The sequence below is a fragment of the Solirubrobacter phytolaccae genome (genome assembly GCF_027587195.1).
Lineage (GTDB): Bacteria > Actinomycetota > Thermoleophilia > Solirubrobacterales > Solirubrobacteraceae > Solirubrobacter > Solirubrobacter phytolaccae.
In genome coordinates this window covers 1-19,163 of the sequence record NZ_JAPDDP010000089.1, presented here as the reverse complement: position 1 = coordinate 19,163, position 19,163 = coordinate 1, and the positions used below count along the sequence as shown (strand labels likewise).

The 19,163-nt window shown below is 70.2% G+C and carries 22 protein-coding genes; 3 read left to right on the top strand and 19 right to left on the bottom strand.

Annotated elements, in window-relative coordinates; translation table 11 throughout:
• Nucleotides 1-5: 5 nt before the first annotated feature.
• Nucleotides 6-2,321 carry a polyribonucleotide nucleotidyltransferase gene (locus OJ997_RS31450; protein ID WP_270029333.1) on the bottom strand — a complete coding sequence of 772 codons (2,316 nt, stop codon included), beginning with the start codon at nucleotides 2,319-2,321 and terminating at the stop codon, nucleotides 6-8.
• A gap of 128 nt (nucleotides 2,322-2,449) precedes the next feature.
• Between OJ997_RS31450 and OJ997_RS31445 the strand changes: the two genes are divergently transcribed.
• Complete coding sequence (locus tag OJ997_RS31445) at nucleotides 2,450-3,541, top strand: saccharopine dehydrogenase NADP-binding domain-containing protein (RefSeq protein WP_270029332.1); 1,092 nt, start codon at nucleotides 2,450-2,452, stop codon at nucleotides 3,539-3,541.
• A 365-nt stretch (nucleotides 3,542-3,906) separates the two neighbouring features.
• Nucleotides 3,907-4,368 (top strand): SRPBCC family protein, encoded by a 462-nt coding sequence (locus OJ997_RS31440; protein ID WP_270029331.1) that lies wholly within the window; start codon nucleotides 3,907-3,909, stop codon nucleotides 4,366-4,368.
• On the opposite strand, the gene OJ997_RS31435 is transcribed toward OJ997_RS31440, so the two are convergent.
• The 18 genes from OJ997_RS31435 to OJ997_RS31355 form a co-directional block, all read right to left on the bottom strand.
• A complete protein-coding gene (locus OJ997_RS31435; RefSeq protein WP_270029330.1) occupies nucleotides 4,326-4,769 on the bottom strand; it encodes a cupredoxin domain-containing protein in 444 nt (147 codons plus the stop codon). The genes OJ997_RS31440 and OJ997_RS31435 overlap by 43 nt on opposite strands.
• 31 nt (nucleotides 4,770-4,800) lie before the next feature.
• Entirely contained in the window at nucleotides 4,801-5,505 is a 705-nt protein-coding gene (locus tag OJ997_RS31430; RefSeq protein ID WP_270029329.1) for a zf-HC2 domain-containing protein, read from the bottom strand.
• Complete coding sequence (locus OJ997_RS31425; protein ID WP_270029328.1) at nucleotides 5,502-6,047, bottom strand: sigma-70 family RNA polymerase sigma factor; 546 nt, start codon at nucleotides 6,045-6,047, stop codon at nucleotides 5,502-5,504. The genes OJ997_RS31430 and OJ997_RS31425 overlap by 4 nt, the downstream gene beginning before the upstream one ends.
• A 129-nt stretch (nucleotides 6,048-6,176) precedes the next feature.
• Nucleotides 6,177-6,608 (bottom strand): DsbA family protein, encoded by a 432-nt coding sequence (locus OJ997_RS31420; RefSeq protein ID WP_270029327.1) that lies wholly within the window; start codon nucleotides 6,606-6,608, stop codon nucleotides 6,177-6,179.
• Between the two features lie 216 nt (nucleotides 6,609-6,824).
• Nucleotides 6,825-7,271 carry a redoxin domain-containing protein gene (locus tag OJ997_RS31415; RefSeq protein ID WP_270029326.1) on the bottom strand — a complete coding sequence of 149 codons (447 nt, stop codon included), beginning with the start codon at nucleotides 7,269-7,271 and terminating at the stop codon, nucleotides 6,825-6,827.
• Nucleotides 7,272-7,280: 9 nt separating this feature from the next.
• A complete protein-coding gene (gene rpsO / locus OJ997_RS31410; RefSeq protein ID WP_270029325.1) occupies nucleotides 7,281-7,550 on the bottom strand; it encodes a 30S ribosomal protein S15 in 270 nt (89 codons plus the stop codon).
• A complete protein-coding gene (locus OJ997_RS31405) occupies nucleotides 7,547-8,437 on the bottom strand; it encodes a GGDEF domain-containing response regulator (protein WP_270029324.1) in 891 nt (296 codons plus the stop codon). The genes rpsO and OJ997_RS31405 overlap by 4 nt, the downstream gene beginning before the upstream one ends.
• A 54-nt stretch (nucleotides 8,438-8,491) precedes the next feature.
• On the bottom strand, nucleotides 8,492-9,370 hold the full coding sequence (gene ribF, locus OJ997_RS31400) for a riboflavin biosynthesis protein RibF (protein WP_270029323.1): 879 nt from the start codon (nucleotides 9,368-9,370) through the stop codon (nucleotides 8,492-8,494).
• Nucleotides 9,367-10,155 (bottom strand): tRNA pseudouridine(55) synthase TruB, encoded by a 789-nt coding sequence (truB, locus tag OJ997_RS31395; protein WP_270029322.1) that lies wholly within the window; start codon nucleotides 10,153-10,155, stop codon nucleotides 9,367-9,369. The genes ribF and truB overlap by 4 nt, the downstream gene beginning before the upstream one ends.
• A 6-nt stretch (nucleotides 10,156-10,161) precedes the next feature.
• Complete coding sequence (locus OJ997_RS31390; protein WP_270029321.1) at nucleotides 10,162-11,127, bottom strand: DHH family phosphoesterase; 966 nt, start codon at nucleotides 11,125-11,127, stop codon at nucleotides 10,162-10,164.
• 20 nt (nucleotides 11,128-11,147) lie between these two features.
• Nucleotides 11,148-11,492, bottom strand: coding sequence for a 30S ribosome-binding factor RbfA (gene rbfA, locus OJ997_RS31385; RefSeq protein ID WP_270029320.1), 345 nt, complete (start codon nucleotides 11,490-11,492; stop codon nucleotides 11,148-11,150).
• Nucleotides 11,489-11,806 (bottom strand): DUF503 domain-containing protein, encoded by a 318-nt coding sequence (locus tag OJ997_RS31380; protein ID WP_121256132.1) that lies wholly within the window; start codon nucleotides 11,804-11,806, stop codon nucleotides 11,489-11,491. Before OJ997_RS31380 ends, rbfA begins: the two co-directional genes overlap by 4 nt.
• A 6-nt stretch (nucleotides 11,807-11,812) precedes the next feature.
• A complete protein-coding gene (gene infB / locus OJ997_RS31375) occupies nucleotides 11,813-14,155 on the bottom strand; it encodes a translation initiation factor IF-2 (RefSeq protein WP_270029319.1) in 2,343 nt (780 codons plus the stop codon).
• Nucleotides 14,128-14,409: a YlxR family protein gene (locus tag OJ997_RS38195; protein WP_372517956.1), complete on the bottom strand. Its 282-nt coding sequence runs from the start codon at nucleotides 14,407-14,409 to the stop codon at nucleotides 14,128-14,130. Before OJ997_RS38195 ends, infB begins: the two co-directional genes overlap by 28 nt.
• A 13-nt stretch (nucleotides 14,410-14,422) precedes the next feature.
• Nucleotides 14,423-15,694 (bottom strand): transcription termination factor NusA, encoded by a 1,272-nt coding sequence (nusA, locus tag OJ997_RS31370; RefSeq protein ID WP_270029317.1) that lies wholly within the window; start codon nucleotides 15,692-15,694, stop codon nucleotides 14,423-14,425.
• A gap of 5 nt (nucleotides 15,695-15,699) precedes the next feature.
• The gene (rimP, locus tag OJ997_RS31365; RefSeq protein WP_270029316.1) at nucleotides 15,700-16,116 is read right to left on the bottom strand and encodes a ribosome maturation factor RimP; all 417 of its coding nucleotides are present in this window, start codon (nucleotides 16,114-16,116) and stop codon (nucleotides 15,700-15,702) included.
• 105 nt (nucleotides 16,117-16,221) lie between these two features.
• Nucleotides 16,222-16,581: a tetratricopeptide repeat protein gene (locus OJ997_RS31360; RefSeq protein ID WP_270029315.1), complete on the bottom strand. Its 360-nt coding sequence runs from the start codon at nucleotides 16,579-16,581 to the stop codon at nucleotides 16,222-16,224.
• A 32-nt stretch (nucleotides 16,582-16,613) separates the two neighbouring features.
• Entirely contained in the window at nucleotides 16,614-18,869 is a 2,256-nt protein-coding gene (locus OJ997_RS31355) for a transglutaminase TgpA family protein (RefSeq protein ID WP_270029314.1), read from the bottom strand.
• Nucleotides 18,870-18,982: 113 nt separating this feature from the next.
• On the opposite strand from OJ997_RS31355, the gene OJ997_RS31350 reads away from it, so the two are divergent.
• Nucleotides 18,983-19,163, top strand: a 181-nt coding sequence (locus OJ997_RS31350; protein WP_270029312.1) for a hypothetical protein, incomplete at its 3' end; no start/stop codon positions are given.

The following is a 19,163-nucleotide window of genomic DNA, read 5'->3' as shown; positions in this document are numbered from 1 at the left end:
GGCGATTACCCGCGGTCCGGGTCGCGATCGCCGCGCGGGGCGCGCGGGGCACGGTCGCGGTCACGCCCGCCACCGCCGCCGCCACGGGGGCCGCGGTCACGGTCACGGCCACGGCCGTTGCGGTCGCCACGGTCGCCGCCGCTGCGGCGCGGACGCTCGCCGCCGCCACCGGCGGCCGCGTCACCCGTGCCGACGCTCGCGAGCTCTTCCTTGGTCTTGCCGGCGATCTCGGGATCCTCGGCGAGGCGCAGGCCGATGCGGCCGCGCTCCTTGTCGACCTCGACCACGCGGACCGAGATCTCGTCGCCCTTGTTGAGGACCTCCTCGACCGTGCCGACGCGGTTGCCCGGCGACACGTTGGAGATGTGCAGCAGGCCGTCGGTGCCCTTGGCGAGCTCGACGAAGGCGCCGAACGTGGTCGTCTTGACGACCTTGCCGGTGAACTCGTCGCCGACCTCGACCTCCTTGGTCATCGAGCGGATGCGCTCGACCAGGGCGTCGCCCTTGGCGCCGGTGACGGCGTAGACCAGGACCTGGCCCTCGTCGTTGACGTCGATCTGGGACTCGTACTCCTCCTGCAGGGAGCGAATGGTCTCGCCGCCCTTGCCGATGAGCAGGCCGATCTTCTCCGGATCGATCTGGATCGAGCTGATGCGCGGGGCGTGCTCGGAGAGCTGCTCACGCGGGGCGTCGATCGCCTCGGCCATCTTGCCGAGGATGTGCTCGCGCCCTTCCTTGGCCTGGGCCAGGGCGTTGCTCATGATCTCGAACGTGACGCCCGTGATCTTGATGTCCATCTGCAGGGCGGTGATGCCCTCGGACGTGCCCGCGACCTTGAAGTCCATGTCGCCGAGGTGATCCTCGACGCCGGCGATGTCGGAGAGGATCACGTAGTCATCGCCCTCCTTGATCAGGCCCATGGCGATGCCGGCGACCGGACGGATGAGCGGGACGCCCGCGTCCATCAGGGAGAGGCTGGAACCGCACACGGACGCCATCGAGGACGAGCCGTTGGACTCCAGGATGTCCGACACGACGCGAATCGTGTACGGGAACTTCTCCTGGTCCGGGATCATCGGGACCAGCGCGCGCTCGGCGAGCGCGCCGTGGCCGATGTCACGGCGCTTCGGGCCGCGCATGAAGCCGGCCTCGCCCACCGAGAAGGGCGGGAAGTTGTAGTGGTGGAAGTAGCGCTTGGACGTCTCGAGACCGAGGTTGTCCAGGCGCATCTCCTCGCGCGTGGTGCCGAGCGCGACGACGCTGAGCGCCTGCGTCTGGCCACGCGTGAACAGCGCCGAGCCGTGCGTGCGCGGCAGCGGCTTGACGTCGACCGTGATCTGACGGATCTCGCGCTCGCTGCGGCCGTCCGGACGCTTCTTGTGGACGGCGATGCGCTCGCGGATGATCTTCTTCTCGAGCGCGTCGAACGCGAGCTGCGCGTTCTGACGCTTCTCGGCGCAGTCGGCCGCGTCCTCCGGGCCGCCGTACTGCGCGAGCACCTCGGCCTCGACGGCCTTGGTCGCGTTCTGACGCTCGAGCTTGTCCGTGACCTGCGTGGCCTCGTCAAGGGCGTCGCCGTGGGACTCGTCGATCTCGTCGACCAGGCCCTCGGGCGCCTTCTTGACCTCGATCTCCTGCTTGGGCTTGCCGGCCTTCTTCTGCAGCTCGACCTGCGCGGCGCACAGCTTCTTGATCGCCGAGTGCGCGATGTCCAGCGCGTCCAGGATCTCGGCCTCGGGCACCTCGTTGGCGCCGCACTCGACCATCAGGACGGCCTCGTCGGTACCAGCGACCACGAGATCCATGTCCGTCGTCAGCAGCTGCTCGTCCGTCGGGTTGATGACGAAGTTGCCGTCGATCTTGCCGATGCGAACGGCGCCCACGGCCGTCGGGTACGGAACATCGGAGACCATCAGCGCGGCGGACGCGCCGTTCATGGCCAGGATGTCGTACGGGTGGACCTGGTCCACCGAAAGCGTCAGGTTCACGAGCTGCGTCTCACGACGCCAGCCCTTCGGGAAGAGCGGCCGCAGCGGGCGGTCGATCATGCGGGCGATCAGCGTCGCCTTCTCACCAGCGCGACCTTCGCGCTTGAAGAAAGAACCCGGGATCTTGCCCGCGGCGTACATGCGCTCCTCGACATCCACCGTCAGCGGGAGGAAGTCGACGTCACGAAGGTTGCCGGCCGTAGCCGTGGAGAGGACGATCGTGTCCCCGGCGGTGACCGTCACGGCACCGGAGGCCTGCTTGGCCATCTTGCCCGTCTCGAAGGCGATTTCCGTTCCGCCGATTTCAACGGCGACGCGGTGCACTTCAGACATATGTCCCTTTCTCGCCCCGCCTCGGAAGTCGGCAGGGTCCTCTGCATCGTCTTGACGCTTCGGTAGTCGTTGACACTTATGTTAGTAGCCGCTTCGTGCGCGGGCGCTGCCGGGTAGGGTTCGCCGCGATGGCTTCTCGCATCGTCGTCTTCGGGGCCACCGGGTACACGGGCGAGCTGATCGCCTCGCGGTTGGCCGCCGCCGGAGCACGCCCCGTTTTGGCCGGGCGCTCGGAATCCAAGCTGTCAGCGCTCGCCGAGCGCTTGGGCGGACTGGACTGGGTCCGCGCCGACGCACTGCGCCAGAACACGGTCTTCGACCTGGTCGGCCCCGACGATGTGCTCATCTCCACCGTCGGGCCCTTTGTGAAGTGGGGCCTCCCCGCCGCTCGCGCCGCCGTCGCCGCCGGGTGCACCTACATCGACACGACCGGCGAGCCCGAGTTCATCCGCACGCTCTTCGAGGAGCTCGACGGGCCGGCGCGGCGCTCGGGCGCACGGGTGATCCCGTCGCTGTCGTACGAGTTCGCGGGCGGCGTGCTGGCCGGCGCGTTGGCGCTGGATGAGGCGGGCGGCGACGCCGTGCGGGTCGATGTCGGCTACTACGCGCTCGGTGGCGGGCCGAACTCGCTGTCGGCCGGGACGCGCGAGTCGCTGGTCGGCATCGTGCTGGGTGACCACTTCGCGTATCGCGACGGTGCCGTGCGTGGGGTGCGCGCCGCCGAGCGGGTGCGGTCGTTCGTCGTGGCGGGGAAGTCGCGCGAGGCCTTCTCGCTCGGTGCCTTGGAGCACTACGCGCTGCGGGGGTCGTCCGACTCGCTGCGCGAGGTGAACGTGTACACCGGGTGGTTCGGGCCGCTGTCGCGCGCGGTGCAGGCGGGATCGGTCGTGGGGACGGTCGTGCAACGGGTGCCGTTGGTCCGTCCCGGCATGAAGTGGTGGGGCGAGCGGGCAGTCTCGCTGGTCGGCGGGCCCGAGGCGGGGACGACGCCGGAAGGCGTGCGGTCCTGGATCGCGGCTGAGGCGCTCTCTGAGAGCGGGGACGTCCTGGCGCGAGTGGACCTCGCGGGCACGGACGGGTACGACTTCACGGCTTCGTTGGTGGCTTGGGCCGCGCAGCGGCGCGTCGACGGTGCCGGCGTGCTCGGGCCGGTTGAAGCGTTCGGATTGGAAGCCCTGGAGGACGCGGCGCTCAGCGCAGGACTCGAACGAGTCCAATAGCGCACTCGAAACGGCGCCATCGACCAAGGTCGCGCACGACCGCGCTCCGAACAAAGGGGGTGTGGTCGCAAACTCCCGCATAGCGGGAGTTTCGGGACACACCCCCTCCCCGCGCCCGTTCATCGCCCGGAAATCGATCACGCCGAGCCCGGGCGGGACGGCCGAGGGACGATCTTCGATGCCCGTAACTTGACGGTAGGCCTGCACGGCCATCCGACCATGCCGCGCGGAGCCCGAGAGGCGATGTCCCATGCCGCGCGGGTGGCGCTGCCGCTCCCTTCCCCCCTCGATGGCCGTTGTTAACCGCGGCGCACTCAGTCCAGGCACGAAGACCCAGAACCGCGGCGAGCCCGTACTAACGGCCGATGTTCCGCCACCACGTCATCCACCGCGAGCAACGCGTCCTCGGCGACCCGGAGACCGTCTTCGGGTTCTTCGCCGACGCCGGCAACCTCGAGTCGATCACCCCACCCTGGCTGGCCTTCCACATCGTCACGCCACGGCCGATCGAGATGCGCCAGGGCGCGTTGATCGAGTATGAGCTCAAGCTGCACGGGCTGCCGATCAGCTGGCTGACCCGGATCGACGAGTGGGTGCCGGGCGAGCGGTTCGTGGACGCGCAGATCCACGGGCCGTACGCGCTCTGGCATCACACGCACGAGTTCGAGGCGGACGGCGACGGCACGATCGTGCGTGACACCGTCCGCTACGCGCTGCCGTACGGGGTGCTCGGCGGACTTGCGCACCTCGCGTTCGTCCGCCGGGACCTCGAGAAGATCTTCGACTACCGGACGGTGAGCTTGCCCTCCATGCCGTCCGCACGGTGATTGCCGACCGGGCAGAAGAACGTGTACTCGCCCGCCTCCAGCTCGACGGTGACCGGCGGGGCGTCCGCGCCCTGCACGGTCTCGGTGGTCGCCCCGTCGACGCCTTCGATGACGACGGCGTGGGGTGACTGGGACGGGTTCTTGAAGTCGATCTCGACCTGACCGGCGTCCGCGGTCAGCTCGGTCTCCGTGAAGGCGTTCTCGCCGCTCGGGTCGGCCTCGATCGCGAGCGTCGCGCCACCCGCGGCGGGCGCTTCCGTGGCGGCCTCGGTCGGCGCCTCCGTGGGCGCTTCGGTGGCGGCCTCCGTGGCCGCGGGGGTGGCGGCGGGCTCTTCGTCGTCGCCGCCACACGCGGCGAACATCAGCGCGGCGGCGGCCGCGATCCCTGCGATACGTCTCATGACTCGGGGTACGCGCGAAGCCCCGAGAGGTTCAGTTCAGCTTGGCTCCGAGGATGTCGTAGTCCTCGATCTGGCCGCTCGGGAAGTGCGCGCGGCGGACGATCCGCAGCGACTCGTACTGCCCGCGCTTGACGGCGCTCGTGAGGATCACGTAGCCGTTGCCCTTCGCGTCCACGCGGAACGTGCCCGCGCTGGCGCTCCAGCCCTTCGCGTCGCAGAAGACCTCGTAGACGTCCTGGGGGCCGCCCGGCAGGTTGTTGACCCACAGGCGTACGACCGTGCCTTCCTCGGTCGTGCGCAGCCCGGCGCGGGCGCTCGCGTTGTGCGCGGGGCCGATCGGCTTCATGACGAGCCGGTACTGGCTCGGTGGGCGCGGCGTCTCCTGCTTGAACCCGAACCCGACGGTCAGCGCCGCCGCGGCCACCGCCGCACCGGCGAGGGCGCTCGGCACGGCCAAGGCGAGCCGTCGGCGCCAGCGGCGGCGCTTGGGCGGCTCGGGCTCACGCTCGCGCGCGAAGCGATCGAGGATGCGCTCCTCGATCGCTGGTGGGAGCGGCTCCTCGTCGCTCGCGCCGGTCGCGACGGCCATGTCCAGCAGCGCCGGCAACCCGGCGAGCTCGGCGTGCGCGGCCGCGCAGTCCGTGCAGTCCTTCAAGTGGGCGGCGACGCGTCGCGTGCCGTCCTCGTCCAGCGCACCGAGCACGTAGGCCCCGATGTCCTCGTGGACGTGCGTCATGCCCGCACCCCCATCTCCTCCAGAACCAGCCGCAGGGAGCGCAGGGCGTACCAGGTGCGGCTCTTGACGGTGCCCTCGGGCAGCTCGAGCCGTTCGGCGATCTCCTTGACCGACAGTCCTTGGACGTGGGCGAGGCGGATCACCTGACGGTGCTCGGGCGTGAGCTTCTCGAGCGCGGCGGCGACCTGCCAGCCCAGCATGGCGCGTTCGATCGAGAGGCCCTCGGGGTCCTGCTCGTCGCGCGGCTCGTGCAACGCCAGCGCGGGGCGCACCGAAGCGCGCCGGCGCTGGTCGATGATCGCGTGCCGCGCGATCTGGTAGAGCCAGGTGCGGACGCTGCCGCGCGTCGGATCGTAGGCCTCGGCGTGCCGCCAGGCACGCGTGAAGACCTCCTGCACGATCTCCTCGGCCGTCCCCCGATCCCCGAGTGCGTTCAACGCGAAGCCGTAGAGCTCGCCCGCATACGCGCGGTAGAGCGCGCGCAGGGACTCGCCGGTGGCATCCGACGAGATTCGGGCGAGGAGCTGGGCGTCCGTTGGCATAGACCAGGGGGCATTACGCACCGGTCCGCTTCCCGGTTCGGTGCACCGTCGACGAGATCGTGCCAGCCGACCCCGCCCGCCCTCAATGGGACAATGGTCCCGGCCAACATAAAGAGGGACTGTCCCGCTTTAGAAATGGTCGAGGACGGTACGGCCCGGGTGCAGGACGCCGTCAAGGAAGGCCGAGGGCGTGGTGACGACGCCGCAGCGGACGCCGGCGCGGAAGGACGACTTGACGGTCGCCAGCACCGATTCCGAGCGGCGGTCGGCGTCGAAGCGCTCCACGTCCAGGCCCAGCGACTCCGCGCGGGCCCACAGGTGCGGGTCTTCCAGGCGGCCCTGGTCGGCGAACAGCGCGTCGTGCATCGGCCAGAAGTGGCCCTGTCGACCGGCGGCTTCCGCGGCACATGCAGCGGGCCACGCGCGGGGGTGCGAGGAGCGCACCGGGAAGTGCCGGAAGCACATGCGCACGTCCAGCTCGGCGAGCCGGTGGTCGAGCACCGCGCAGAACGGGCACTCGTAGTCGCCGTAGACGACGACCAGACGACCCTCCCCGCGCACATGATCAGCGGACTCCAGCGGAGCCAGCGGGGCTGAGCCGAGGTCGCTCAGGAGGAGTCCGTTGGAGAATGGGCGATGCGCCTGATGTGGTGCAGCCGCCAGTGCGTCGGGGCGCCCGCGACAAGCGTGGCGTGCCTCTGGCACGTGAGCGTCGTGGGTGCACCGAGGTGCCGCGGATGTGCCGCAGCAGGCGTGTCGGAATTCTCCAACGGGCTCCTACAACGCGTCGAAGATCAGGTTGGCGCCAGGGAGGTCACCGGGCGAGTCCGCCTGGTGGCTCCAGCGCACGGTGCCGTCGGGGTCGACGATCACCAGGGCGCGCTGCGGGAACCCGCCCTCGTGCAGCACGCCGAAGGCACGGCAGGTCTCACCCTTGGGCTCGAAATCCGAGAGCTGCTCGATCTCGATGCCCAGCTGCTGCTTGAACGCGATCTGCGAGGGCGACGCATCGCACGACACTCCGTAAAGCGTCGCGCCGCGTGCCGTGAAGTCTTCCAGCAGGTCGTTGTAGACCGACAGCTGGCTGGTGCAGACCGGAGAGAATGCGAACGGGTAGAAGACGAGCACCGACGTACGCCCGAGCAGGTGCTCGCGCGTAAACGGCTCTCCTTCTTCCGTCCTCAGCGTGAAGTCGGGCGCGGGTTGACCGGCTCCGACGATCACGGCGACCTACTAGCGGCGCAGGCCCAACTCGCGGATGAGCGAGCGGTAGCCCTCGAGGTCGTTCTTCTGGAGGTAGTTGAGGAAACGGCGACGGCGACCGACGAGCATCAGAAGGCCCCGGCGCGAGTGGTGGTCGTGCTTGTGTTCGCGCAGGTGCTCTGTCAGGTGGTTGATGCGATGCGTGAGCAGCGCCACCTGGACCTCGGTCTTGCCGGTGTCGTTTTCGTCCTTGCCGAACTGCGAGATGATCTCGCGCTTTTGCTCTGCGGTCATGCTCATGTGCGGTCGTGCAGAGTAGCAGCCAGCACCCGGTCACGCCCGGCGTCTTTCGCTGCATACAGCGCCTCATCGGCGCGGGCGAGGAACACTTCGGGCGGTTCCTCCGCCTCCCAGGTCGCGATCCCGATGCTGACGGTGACCGGAACGGGCGTCGGCGCCGAGGCGACCTCCTCGCGCATGCGCTCTGCGGCGTGCATCGCGGCGTCGGCGTCCGTGTCGGGCAGCAGCACGAGGAACTCCTCCCCGCCGAGCCGGCCGAGCTGGTCCTCCTGACGCAGATGCGTGCCCATGGCGTGCGCGGCGGCCACGAGCACCTCGTCGCCCGTCTTGTGCCCGTGGCGGTCGTTGACGCGCTTGAAGTGGTCGATGTCGCAGACCGCGATCGAGAGCGGGTGCCCGTGACGGCGGGCGCCGGAGACCATGCCCGCGAGCTGGGTGAGGATCGCGCGCCGGTTCGAGAGCCCCGTGAGGGCGTCCTCGCGCAGCAGGGCCTCCAGGCGTGCGCCCTGGGCCACGAGCTCGTGCTGGAGCTCCTTCGTGCGCGAGGCGGCCTCCACGCGGGTCAGCACCTCCCCGTCGGCGACCGGCTCGATCAGGTAGTCCTGCACGCCGCGGCGCATCCCGTCCAGCGCCGCGTCCGGTGAGAGCTCGGGGCGCTCGATCATGATGATCGCGGTGCCGTAGGCCACCGGGTCGGACTTGATGTCGCAGACCAGCTCGCCGCAGCACTCGGCGTGGATGAGCGCGACGTCGGGCTCCCACCGCCGGCAGAGGCCGAGCGCGGTGACGGGGTCGTCCGTCTCGCAGACGTCGTGCCCGGCGGCGGCCAGGACCCGTGCGATCCGGCGGCGTTTCGGAGTCAAGGCATGGGCCAGCAGCACCCGCATGTCCGTCCGATACCCCATTGACGGGGAGTCAAGACTCGTACAGGCGGCTACTTGTCAGACCAAGCGGCCGATCTCGTCCACATCGCGGTGCATCTGCTCGATCAGCGCCTCCGCGGAGTCGAAGCGCTTCTCGCCCCGGATCCGGTCCACGAACTGCAGTCGCAGCTCACGGTCGTAGAGGTCGCCGTCGAAGTCGAGCAGGAACGCCTCCACGAGCAGCCCGCGGCCGGTGACGAACGTCGGGCGCACGCCGATCGACACCGCGGCCGTCCACTCCCCCAGCCCGGGCACGATCGCGCGACAGGCGTAGATGCCGTGGTCGGGCACCGCGAGCGCCGGGTCCGGCACGAGGTTCGCGGTCGGGAAGCCGAGCGTGCGGCCGCGCTTGTCGCCGTGGGCGACGATCCCGCGCGTCTCGAACGGCGCGCCGAGGAAGCGCGCGGCTTCGGCGACCTGGCCGCCCGCCACGAGCCCGCGGATGTGCGTGGAGGAGACGATCTCGCCGTCGAGCTCGACCATGTCGGTCACCCGCGTCGTGAACGCGGTCTGCTCGGCGAGCAGCGCCGCGTCGCCGCGGGCGCGGTTGCCGAACCGGAAGTTCTCGCCCACCGACACCCAGGTCGCGCCGAGCCGCTCGATCAGCTCGTGGTCGACGAACTCCTGCGCGGTCTGCGCCATCCGCGCCCCGTCGAACGGGATCACGATCAGCTCCTCCACGCCCAGGTCGGCGATGAGGCCGGCCTTCTGCGCGAGCGTCGTCAGCAGCTTGGGTGCGGCCTCCGGGGCCACCACGGTGCGCGGGTGCGGCTCGAACGTGAGCACGCTGTCGGCACCGTCGATCACGGCGCGGTGGCCGACGTGGACGCCGTCGAACTCACCGACGGCCAGGCGGCGCTCACGAGGCGTCGCGTCAGGGAGCCAGACCGTCTTCACGCCCGGAAGCCTACGACCGGCTTCAGGAGATCGCCGTCGCGCGGCTCGGCGAGGGCGATCAGGCCGGCTTCGTCGTGCAGCCGGACGGTGCCGTGCGCGGAGCCCGGGACGGCCACGCCGTGCGAGGCCTTCTCGGCGTCCCCGCCCTCGAGCTGGACCAGCGGCAGGAAGTGCAGCGCCTCGTCGAGCGAGAGCATCCGCTCCTCGGACGCGTCCGCGACCTCGAAGTCGCCGATCCGCGTCCGGCGCAGCTCCACGCAGTACGCGTCGCGCAGCTCCATGATCAGCGAGCGCACGTAGGTGCCGGAGGAGCACTCGATCACGAACGCCGCGCGGTCCTCCTCGCGCCACTCGCAGTCGAAGCGGGCCAGGAACACCTGGCGCTCGGGGATCTCGACCGTCTCCCCGGCACGCGCCAGGGCGTAGGCGCGCTTGCCGCCGATCTTGATCGCGCTGTAGGCGGGCGGGCGCTGGGTGATGATGCCCGTGGGCAGCTCGAACTCACCCGGCATGTCGCCCGGCTCGATCTCGCCCTCCGGATCGCCCGTGGTGGACGTGTAGCCCAGGCGCGCGACGGTCTCGTAGCGCTTCGGCAGGCCCATCAGGAACCGCTGCACGCGCGTAGCGCGGCCGACCAGGATCAGCAGCAGCCCGGTCGCGAACGGGTCCAGCGTGCCCGCGTGCCCCACCTTGGTGCCCTTGGGCAGCCCACGCCGGATCTTCGCCACCACGTCGTGTGACGTGACCCCGGCGGGCTTGTCGACCAGCAGTACTCCGTCAGGCATGCGGCTTCAGAGCTGCTGTGCGAGTTGTTCGCGCAGGAACGTGACCAAGTCGGCGAACTCGAGCTCGGTGGAGAACCCGGCGGCGCGCCGGTGTCCGCCGCCGCCGCCGGCCCGTGCGATGACGGACACGTCGACCCGGTCGTCCGTCGCCCGCAGGGACACCTTGCGGGTGCCCGTGCCGCCCAGCTGCTCGCGCACGAGGCCCGCGACCGCGGTGCCCTCGACCGAGCGCAGGTGGTCCACGACGCCCTCTGAGAAGGACTCGTCGGCGCCCGCCACGCGGTAGTCGTCGGCCGTCAGCTGCGTCACCGTCAGCAGGCCGCCGTCGAAGCGCTCGACATTGGTGAGCCCGCGCGCCAGCAGCACCAGCTTGCCGTGCGGGACGCCCTCGTACAGGTGCCGGTAGATCTCGTGCGGCTGCAGCCCGTTCGCGATCAGCTCCGCCGCCATCTCGTGCGCCCGCGGCCCGGTGTTCTCGTACATGAAGCGGCCCGTGTCCGTGACCAGGCCGACGTACAGCGCGTCCGCGATCGCCGGGGTCGGCTTGACGCCGAGCCCGTGCGCGAGGTCCCAGACCATCTCCGCCGTGCACGAGGAGTGCGGGTCCACGTGGTTGATCGCCCCGAAGCGCGTGTTGTCGTGGTGGTGGTCGACGTTGACCACCAGCTGCGCGCCCGCGTCGCCGACCGGCGAGCGGTCGATGTTGCCGCAGTCCAGGAAGATCAGCACCCGGTCGTTCAGGTCGACGGGCGGCTCGGTGATGAGGCCGTCGAGCTGGATGAACCGGTACTCGTACGGGAGCGGGAACTCCTCGGCGGGCAGGAACGCGAGCGCGTCCTTGCCCAGGCCGGCCAGCACGCCCTGCATGGCGGCCAGCGAGCCGACGGCGTCGCCGTCCGGGCGCTCGTGGGTGGTCAGGCAGAACCGCTCGTGGGCGCGGATCGCCTGGAGCACCTCTTCTCGCGCCGGCAACGAGCCGTTCGATCCTCCCATCAGGACGGGTCTTCCTGGTCGAGGATCTCGGTAATCCGCATTCCGCGCTCCGGCGTGTCGTCGTAGACGAACTGCAGCTGCGGCGTGTTCTTCATCCGCAGCTCGGACCCGACGCGCCGTTGGAGGAAACCGTGCGCGTTGTCGAGCGCCTGCAACGTGCGGCGGCGCTCCCCGGGGTTGCCGAACACCGACACGTATACGCGCGCATGGCGAATGTCAGGCGATGTCTCGACGGAGGTCACGGTGACGAATCCGACCCTCGGGTCCTTCAGCTCTGTGGTGATCGCGGCGGACAAGACCTCCCTCACGGCCTCGTTGACCCGACGCATCCGATCGGAGGTCATCCTAGTGACTCCAGGTCTTCCCAGGATGCGAGCCGGTATTCAAGGCGAACCCCCTGTGGAAATCGGCCGTCCAGCGCCCGCTGGATGGTGTCGACGGTGTGTTCTGCCAGCGTCACCGAACGGGCCGCGATCGCGACCGCGAGCGTGGAACGCTGCCAGGAGTCTTGATGAGCCACTTCAGCCACTGAAACGTGCAGGCGCTCCCGGAGGAGCGCCTTGACCCGGTTGAGCTCGGCTCGCTTGCCTTTCAGCGAGCCGACCTCGGGAAAGAAAAGATGCACGCGCATCAGGACCACATACGCGTGCTCTTCCACGGCCGTCTAGGCGAGCTTGCGCTCCACCTGTCGAGTCTCGTAGACCTCCAGCGTGTCGCCCTGCTGCACGTTCTGGAAGTTGGCGAGCACGATGCCGCACTCGAAGCCCGTCAGGACCTCGCGCACGTCCTCGTTGAAGCGCCGCAGCGAGCCGATCTCGCCGTCATGGACGACGGAGCCGTCACGGATGACGCGCACCTTCGCGCCACGGGTGACCTTGCCGTCGGTGACCATGCAGCCGGCGATGATGCCGATCTTGGACGCGCGGAACGTCTCGCGCACCTCGACCGTGCCGACGATGTCCTCGACGGTCTCCGGCGCGAGCATGCCCTCCATCGCGTCGCGGAGCTCCTCGATCGCGCGGTAGATGATCGAGTAGGTGCGGATCTCGACGCCTTCGCGTTGCGCGAGCAGCGCGGCCTCGCCGACCGGGCGGACGTTGAAGCCGATGACGATGGCCTCCGACGCTGCCGCCAGGTTGATGTCCGACTCGGTGATGCCACCGACGCCGGAGTGCACGATCTGCACCAGGATCTCGTCCTGCGGGAGCTTCGCGATCTCGTCCTCGAACGCCTCGAGCGAGCCCGACACGTCCGCCTTGATGACGACGCCGAGCTCCTTGAGCCCAGCCTGCTGATCGAACAGCTTCGCCAGCGAGAACTTGATGCCGCCCTTGCGCGCCTGGGCCTCCTGCTTGAGGCGGTGCCCACGCTCGCCGGCGATCTGACGGGCCTTGCGGTCGTTCTCGACGACGCGCACGAACTCGCCCGCCTCCGGGACGGTGTCGAACCCGAGGATCTCCACCGGCTCGGCCGGGGTCGCCGTCTTGACGCGCTTGCCCTTGTAGTCGGACATCGCGCGCACGCGGCCCCAATGGGCGCCGGCGACGACGGCGTCACCGATCTTGAGCGTGCCGCGCTGCACCAGGACGGTGACGACGGCGCCGCGGCCCGGATCGAGCTTGGACTCGATCACGGTGCCCGAGGCCGCCGCGTCCGGGTTGGCGGTGAGCTCTTCGATCTCAGCGGTGAGCAGCAGGCCCTCGAGCAGGTCGTCCAGACCGGCGTGGGTCTTGGCCGACACGTCCACGAACATCGTGTCCCCGCCCCACTCCTCCGGCTGGAGGCCGAGCTGGGTCATCTCCGTGCGGACGCGGTCGGGCTGCGCGCCTTCCTTGTCGATCTTGTTGACCGCCACGACGATCGGCACGTCGGCCGCCTTCGCGTGGTCCACGGCCTCGCGGGTCTGCGGGCGCACGCCGTCGTCGGCGGCGACCACGATCACGGCGATGTCCGTGGCCTCGGCGCCACGGGCACGCATGGCGGTGAACGCCTCGTGGCCCGGGGTGTCGAGGAACGTGATGACCTTGTCGTTCTTGTGGACCTGGTACGCGCCGATGTGCTGCGTAATGCCACCGGCCTCGCCCGCGGCCACCTCGGACTCACGGATGGCGTCCAGCAGCGACGTCTTGCCGTGGTCGACGTGACCCATGATCGTGATCACGGGCGGGCGCGGCTCGAGATCCTCGTCCGCGTCCTCGTACTCCGGGTCCTTGTTCGCGTCCTCGGCCGCCGTGACGATCTCGATCTGCTTCTCGAACTCGTCGGCGATGACCTGGATGGCGTCGTCGTTCAGGGTCTGCGTGAGCGTCGCCATCTCGCCGAGGCCCATCAGCTTCTTGATGACCTCCGGCACGGGCACGCCCAGGTACTCCGCGACGTCCTTGACGGTCGACCCGGAGTTGACGCGGATGACGTCAGCCTTCAGCGAGCTGGTGTCCTGCGCGACGGGCTCTTCGTACGTACCGCGACGGCGACGGCCACCGCGACGGCGCGGCGGACGGTTCGGACCGCCGGGGCCGCCGGGGCCGCCCGGGCCGCCGGGACCGCCACCCGGGCCACCGGGGCGCCGGGAGGCCTGAGAGTCGATGACGACGCGGCGGACGCCGCCGCCGGCACCCGGGCTGCTGCCCTGCAAGCTCGAGCGCGTGGGCCGGCGCTGACCGTTGTCACGGCCGCCGCCTTGCCCGTCGCGGGCTCCGGGCTTGGGCTTGGGCTTCGCCTTGGGCTTCGGCGGAGCGATGTTCTCCGCGCGCGGGGCGCGGGCGGTGCCGTGGCCGAAGCCGGCACGCGCCTGCAACGGTTGAGCGGCAGGCTTCTTGGCGGCAGCGCCATTGGCAGCGGCGGCCTTGGGCTTGGGCTTACCGGTGAGCGCAGCGTCGGCGAGCTTCTCGTCCACGGCGGTCGCGGCAGCCTTCACGTCAAGTCCGTACGCATTCAGGCGCTTGATGACCTCCGGGAGAGGCATCGAATATTGCTTGGCTAGCTCGTGGACGCGCTTCTTGGCCATGTTTGGGTTAAGTCTACGGTTTCCTGTGAGAGGGACACGGGCGCGCGGAATGCGCGGTTGAAGCCACGACGGGCTGTCGCAGCCTGGAAGCAGTCGCGGGCAGGATGCAGCCAGGCGCCCCGTCCAGGCAGGGACGCGCGTGGATCCGGCACCGCGCAACCGTCCACGTTAGCGAAGCGGAGCAACCGCGCGCGAGGCGCGACTGCTCCGCAGCCGATGCAGCGACGGCTGGGCTCGTGCTTGAGGACGGGCATGCCCGCCTCCGGGCTAAGCCTCGACGACGTCCGTGTCCTGGTTGGCGAGGGCCTGGTGGGCGTCCAGGCCGCAGTAGCGCGAGCCCGGCAGCGCGGCGTTCGGGCAGCGACGCCCGTTGCCGAGGATCGCGGCGCAGCGGCCACCGGTCTCCTCTTCCTCGCCGTAGCCGGTGTCCTCGTCCTTGGCGAACTCGGTTTCGCTCCGGATGTCCACGCGCCAGCCGGTGAGGCGGGCGGCGAGACGGGCGTTCTGCCCCTCACGGCCGATCGCCAGGCTGAGCTGGTCGTCCGGAACGATGACCGTGGCCTGCTTGTTGGAGTCGTCCACCAGCACCTCGCGCACACGCGCGGGGCTGAGGGCCTTCGCCACGAAGCGGGCCGGCTCCTCGTTGTACGGGATGATGTCGATCTTCTCGCCGCGCAGCTCGGACACGACCATGCGCACGCGCGAGCCACGCGGGCCCACGCAGGCGCCGACCGGGTCCACGCCGTCAGCGTGGGAGACGACCGCGATCTTCGAGCGGTAGCCGGGCTCGCGGGCGACGCCGGTGATCTCCACCAGACCGTCGGCGATCTCGGGCACCTCGAGCTCGAACAGCTTCTTGATCAGCTCCGGGTCACGGCGGCTGACGATGATGCTCGGGCCGCGCGTCGAGGAGGAGACCTCCTTGATCACGGCCTTGATGCGCTGCGAGTGGTCGTAGCGCTCGCCGTCGACCTGCTCGGACTTCGGCAGCAGCGCCTCCACCCGCTCGCGCAGCTGCACGAGCGTGTAGCGGGAGTCCGACTGCTGGACGATGCCGGTGATCAGCTCGCCCACGCGGTCGCGGTACTCCTCGAACATCATGTCGCGCTCCGCCTCGCGGATCCGCTGCAGGATGACCTGCTTGGCGGTCTGCGCGGCGATGCGGCCGAAGTCGTGCGGCGTGACGTCGCGGATCTCGATCTGGTCCTCGAACTCGCTCAGGCGAGCGGGGTCGATGTCCGGAGCCTCCGGGATGATCACTTCGCCCGTCTCCGGGTCCACGCGACGCTCGAGCGCACCCGTCGCCTGCTCCTCGGCCTCGTCGAGGAGCTGGTCCTCGAGGTCCTCGGGCAGCAGGAACTCCTCGACGATGAAGTCGCCGGAGTCACGGTCCATGCGCACGCGGGCGTAACGCGCCGCGCCGGGCTGCTTCTTGTACGCGCTGAGCAGCGCGTCTTCGAGCGCGCCCATCAGCTTCTCCTCGGAGATGCCCTTCTCGCGCCCGAGAGTCTTTACGGCTTCGACGATCTCAGCGGACATAGGCCTCAGTCTCCCACGAGATTCGAACGGTGGATGTCGGCGTAGGAAATCGACACGACGCCGGTCGACGCGGCCACGGTGACCGTGTCGTCGGTGGCGGTCAAGAGCTCGCCGGTAAATGTCTTATGGCCGTCCTTGGCCTCCCGCGTGCGGACGCGTGCCTTGCGTCCGACGTAGCGGCGGAAGTGCTCTGGCTTCGTGAGCGGGCGCTGCGACCCGGGGCTGGAGACTTCGAGCGCGTACTGCTCTCGGAGCTCAGGCAGGTGCTTCGTCACGCGCTCGCAAAGCTCGAGTGACACGCCCTGCGGGTGGTCGATGAAGAGGCGAATGAGGTCGCCTCCGACGACCTCCGCGAGCAGCACCTCGACCTCAGGTTCCGTCTCCGCCAGACGGGCCTCGATCTCGGCCTGGATATTGCTCATGTCACCTCCCTTATTCATAAAAAAAGCGGGCTCTTCGCCCGCTTCCCAACGTGGCCTACGGCCGCGAAAAAGCTCGATCGCTCAGGTTAGCAGCGGATGTCTCTTTCACGCCGCGTTGCGCGCTCGGTCACGGTAGATCGCGTAGTCGCGGCGACGGGGGTTCATGTTGGCCGCGAGCGTGAGCGGCTTGCGGGCTTCGCGGTGGCGTCCGAGCTGCATCAGGCTGCGCCCCAAGCAGAACAGCGCGTAGTCGTTCGTGGGTGCGCGGTCGACGACCGCTTCGAACTCGGCGCGGGCCGGCTCGTAGGCGCCGGAGCGGAAGTACGCCCGGCCGAGCGCCTCGCGGATCGAGGTCTTCTCGGGGTCCAGATCACGGGCCTTGGCGAGTGGGATGATCGCCTGGTGGAAGTGCCCGTCCTCCAGCAGCGCCATTCCTCGCTGGTAGAGGTCGTACACATCGTCCATCTGCTGGATTGTAGGCCCGCAGGGGGTCGTTGTTAACGGGGCGGGAGTGCCCACCAGGCCCGGATGCGGCCCAGCAGGCCTCCTCCCCGTCCGAGCTCGGACCGCAGGCCGCGGCGTTGCGCGCGGGTCGGGCGCGCGGGCTCATCGCGGTAGCGGCTCTCCCGCAGCGCCCGGACGTAGCCGGCGGCTTCCGGCGTGCGCTGGCCGAAGCGCAGCTCGAGCGCGTGGAGCGTGGTCCCGGGCGCCGGGTCGTGGCGGGTGCGCCTGAGCGCGCGCTCGAGCTCCGACAGGGCCGGCGGGGCACCGTGGCGCCAGCGGCGGACGCCGACCGCGGCGGCGGCGACGGCGATGAGGGCCGCGACGGCGAGCAGTCCGTAGTGCCACCACGGGCGCGCCTCCTCGGCGACGGTGACGCCCGCGCCGCGGTCGGCGAGCGGGTCGCCGAGGGTGATCGGCGCCGACGGGGACGCGCTGCCGCCGACCGAGGCGGCGTCGGCCGGCTGGCTGCGGGCCGGGCTCGCGGCCGGGGTCGGGTCGAACGTCAGCCAGCCGTAGCCCGGGTAGTAGGCCTCGACCCAGGAGTGCGCGTCGAAGTCGCGCACCACGTACTCGCCCGTCTTGGTGTCCGTCGCGCCCGTGGAGAAGCCGGTCGTGACGCGCGCGGGGATGCCGGCCATCCGCAGCAGCAGCGCCATCGCGCCCGAGTACTGCTGGCAGTAGCCCTGGCGGGCGTCGAACAGGAAGCCCTCGAGCGTGTGCGCCTCGGGCGGCGGCGTCTCGCTGTAGGTGAACCGGTCCGTGTCCCCCAGGTAGGCGAGCACGCGCTGCACGTAGTCCTCGGGCGTGTCCGCGCCGTCCGCGAGCTCGCGCGCGAGGTCGTAGGTGCGCTTGAGCCCCGCCCGCTGGAGCAGCTCCTGCGGGTCGCCGAACGTGCCCTCGCGGGTGAAGATCTGCGTGGGGTCCTCGCCGAAGAACGGGAAGCGCAGGAAGTCCCGCGGCGCGCCCGTCAGGCCCGGGTCGGTGGCGACGATCGCGGTGAACTCCTGCAGCGAGTCGTCGTAGTTCGTGCGGGCCCGCCGGCGCTGGTTCTCGGTCGGGCGCGGCGTGTAGACCTGCGCCGTGTACGCGTCCCCGCGCCGCAGCGTGCGCGGCGCGACGTACAGGCCGTCGAGCGTCGGCAGGTCGTCCAGCCGCGGGATGTCGACGTCGAACGCGTAGCCCGCCGTGATGAACCGGTCGGTGCGCAGGTTGCGGATCGACACCTTGATCGTCTGCGTCGAGCGCCTCACAAGCCGCGGGTCGTCCTCCGGCACGTCCGGCGTCGTGGAGCCCATGCGGCTGCGGACCCACTTCTCGCCGTCGAAGATGTCGAGGTTTTCGGCCTTCCAGTACGCGGGCCGTTGTGCGGAGACCCGGAGCAGCTCACGACCGTCCCGCGGCCAGTTCAGCCCGTCGTAGTTGTGGTCCCAGTTGAAGGTGGTGGACTTGGAGGTGGACGTCTCCGCCGCCCACGTCTCGTAGTCGAACCACGGCTGGTCGCGGTTGAGCACCGGCGCCGCCGCGAACGCGATGAACGTGGCGCTCAGCGCGAGCGCCCCGGCCGCCAGCGCGTCCGTCCGGCGCAGCTTCTCCAGTCGCAGGAACGCGACCATCAGCAGCGTGAACACCGCGCCGCGCAGGAACTCGTGCCCCATCACCAGCGCGACCACCGGCACCACATACAGCGTCATCAACGCCAGCAACGCGACGCCCGGGAACCCGAGCTTCTCGCGCCGCGGCCAGAACGCGAGGACCGCGGCCAACGCGACGAGCGCCGAGCCGCCCAGCGGGATCGCCGTGCGCACCCAGTCGTCCAGCCCGCGATACGGCACGCGGATGCCCGGCAGGTCGGAGATCGCCCGCGAGATCCCGCCGGCAAGCTCGCCCCACCCGGTCGGCACGACGAGCTCGTCCGCGACCCGCCCCGCGAGCAGCATCAGCCCGACGATCGGCACGAGCGCGACGATCGCCGCGAGCGTCCGCGTGCGAGTGCGCTTGAACCGTCCGGCGACGAGCATGAGCCCCGCGGCGATGAGCCCGACGAGCGCGACGAGCAACCCGCGGCCAGGCTCGGCCGGCTCGAGCAGCTGCATCCAGTGCAGCGACCCCCACGCGACGAGCGCGGTGAACCCGATCAAGCGCGCGATGGCGATTGGCAGCGCGGGAGCGTCGGCGTTGGCCCGCAACTGCGGAGCGGGCGTCGAGATCGGCCGCGCGACGACGCCGTGATCGGGAACGGCCGCGCTCATCGCGTGCTCCCCGCAAACGACCACGCGCGCCGAGGGGGGTGTGTCCCGAAACTTGCCCCACAGGAAGCTTTCGGGACACACCCCCACCGACGCGCCAACTCGAACGTGCGAGCGTGATCGAGTCGCGGCGTGGAGTGATCGATCGCGCGCGCTCGGCGCGGCGCGGCGAGGACGCACGGGTGGCGCGGCGTGGCGAGGGCGCGTGGGTAGCGCGGCGTGGCGAGGGCGCGCGCGGGGCGGACGTGCTGATCGTCGATCGGTACGAGATCGGCGAGCGGGCCACGAGCGCGTGTG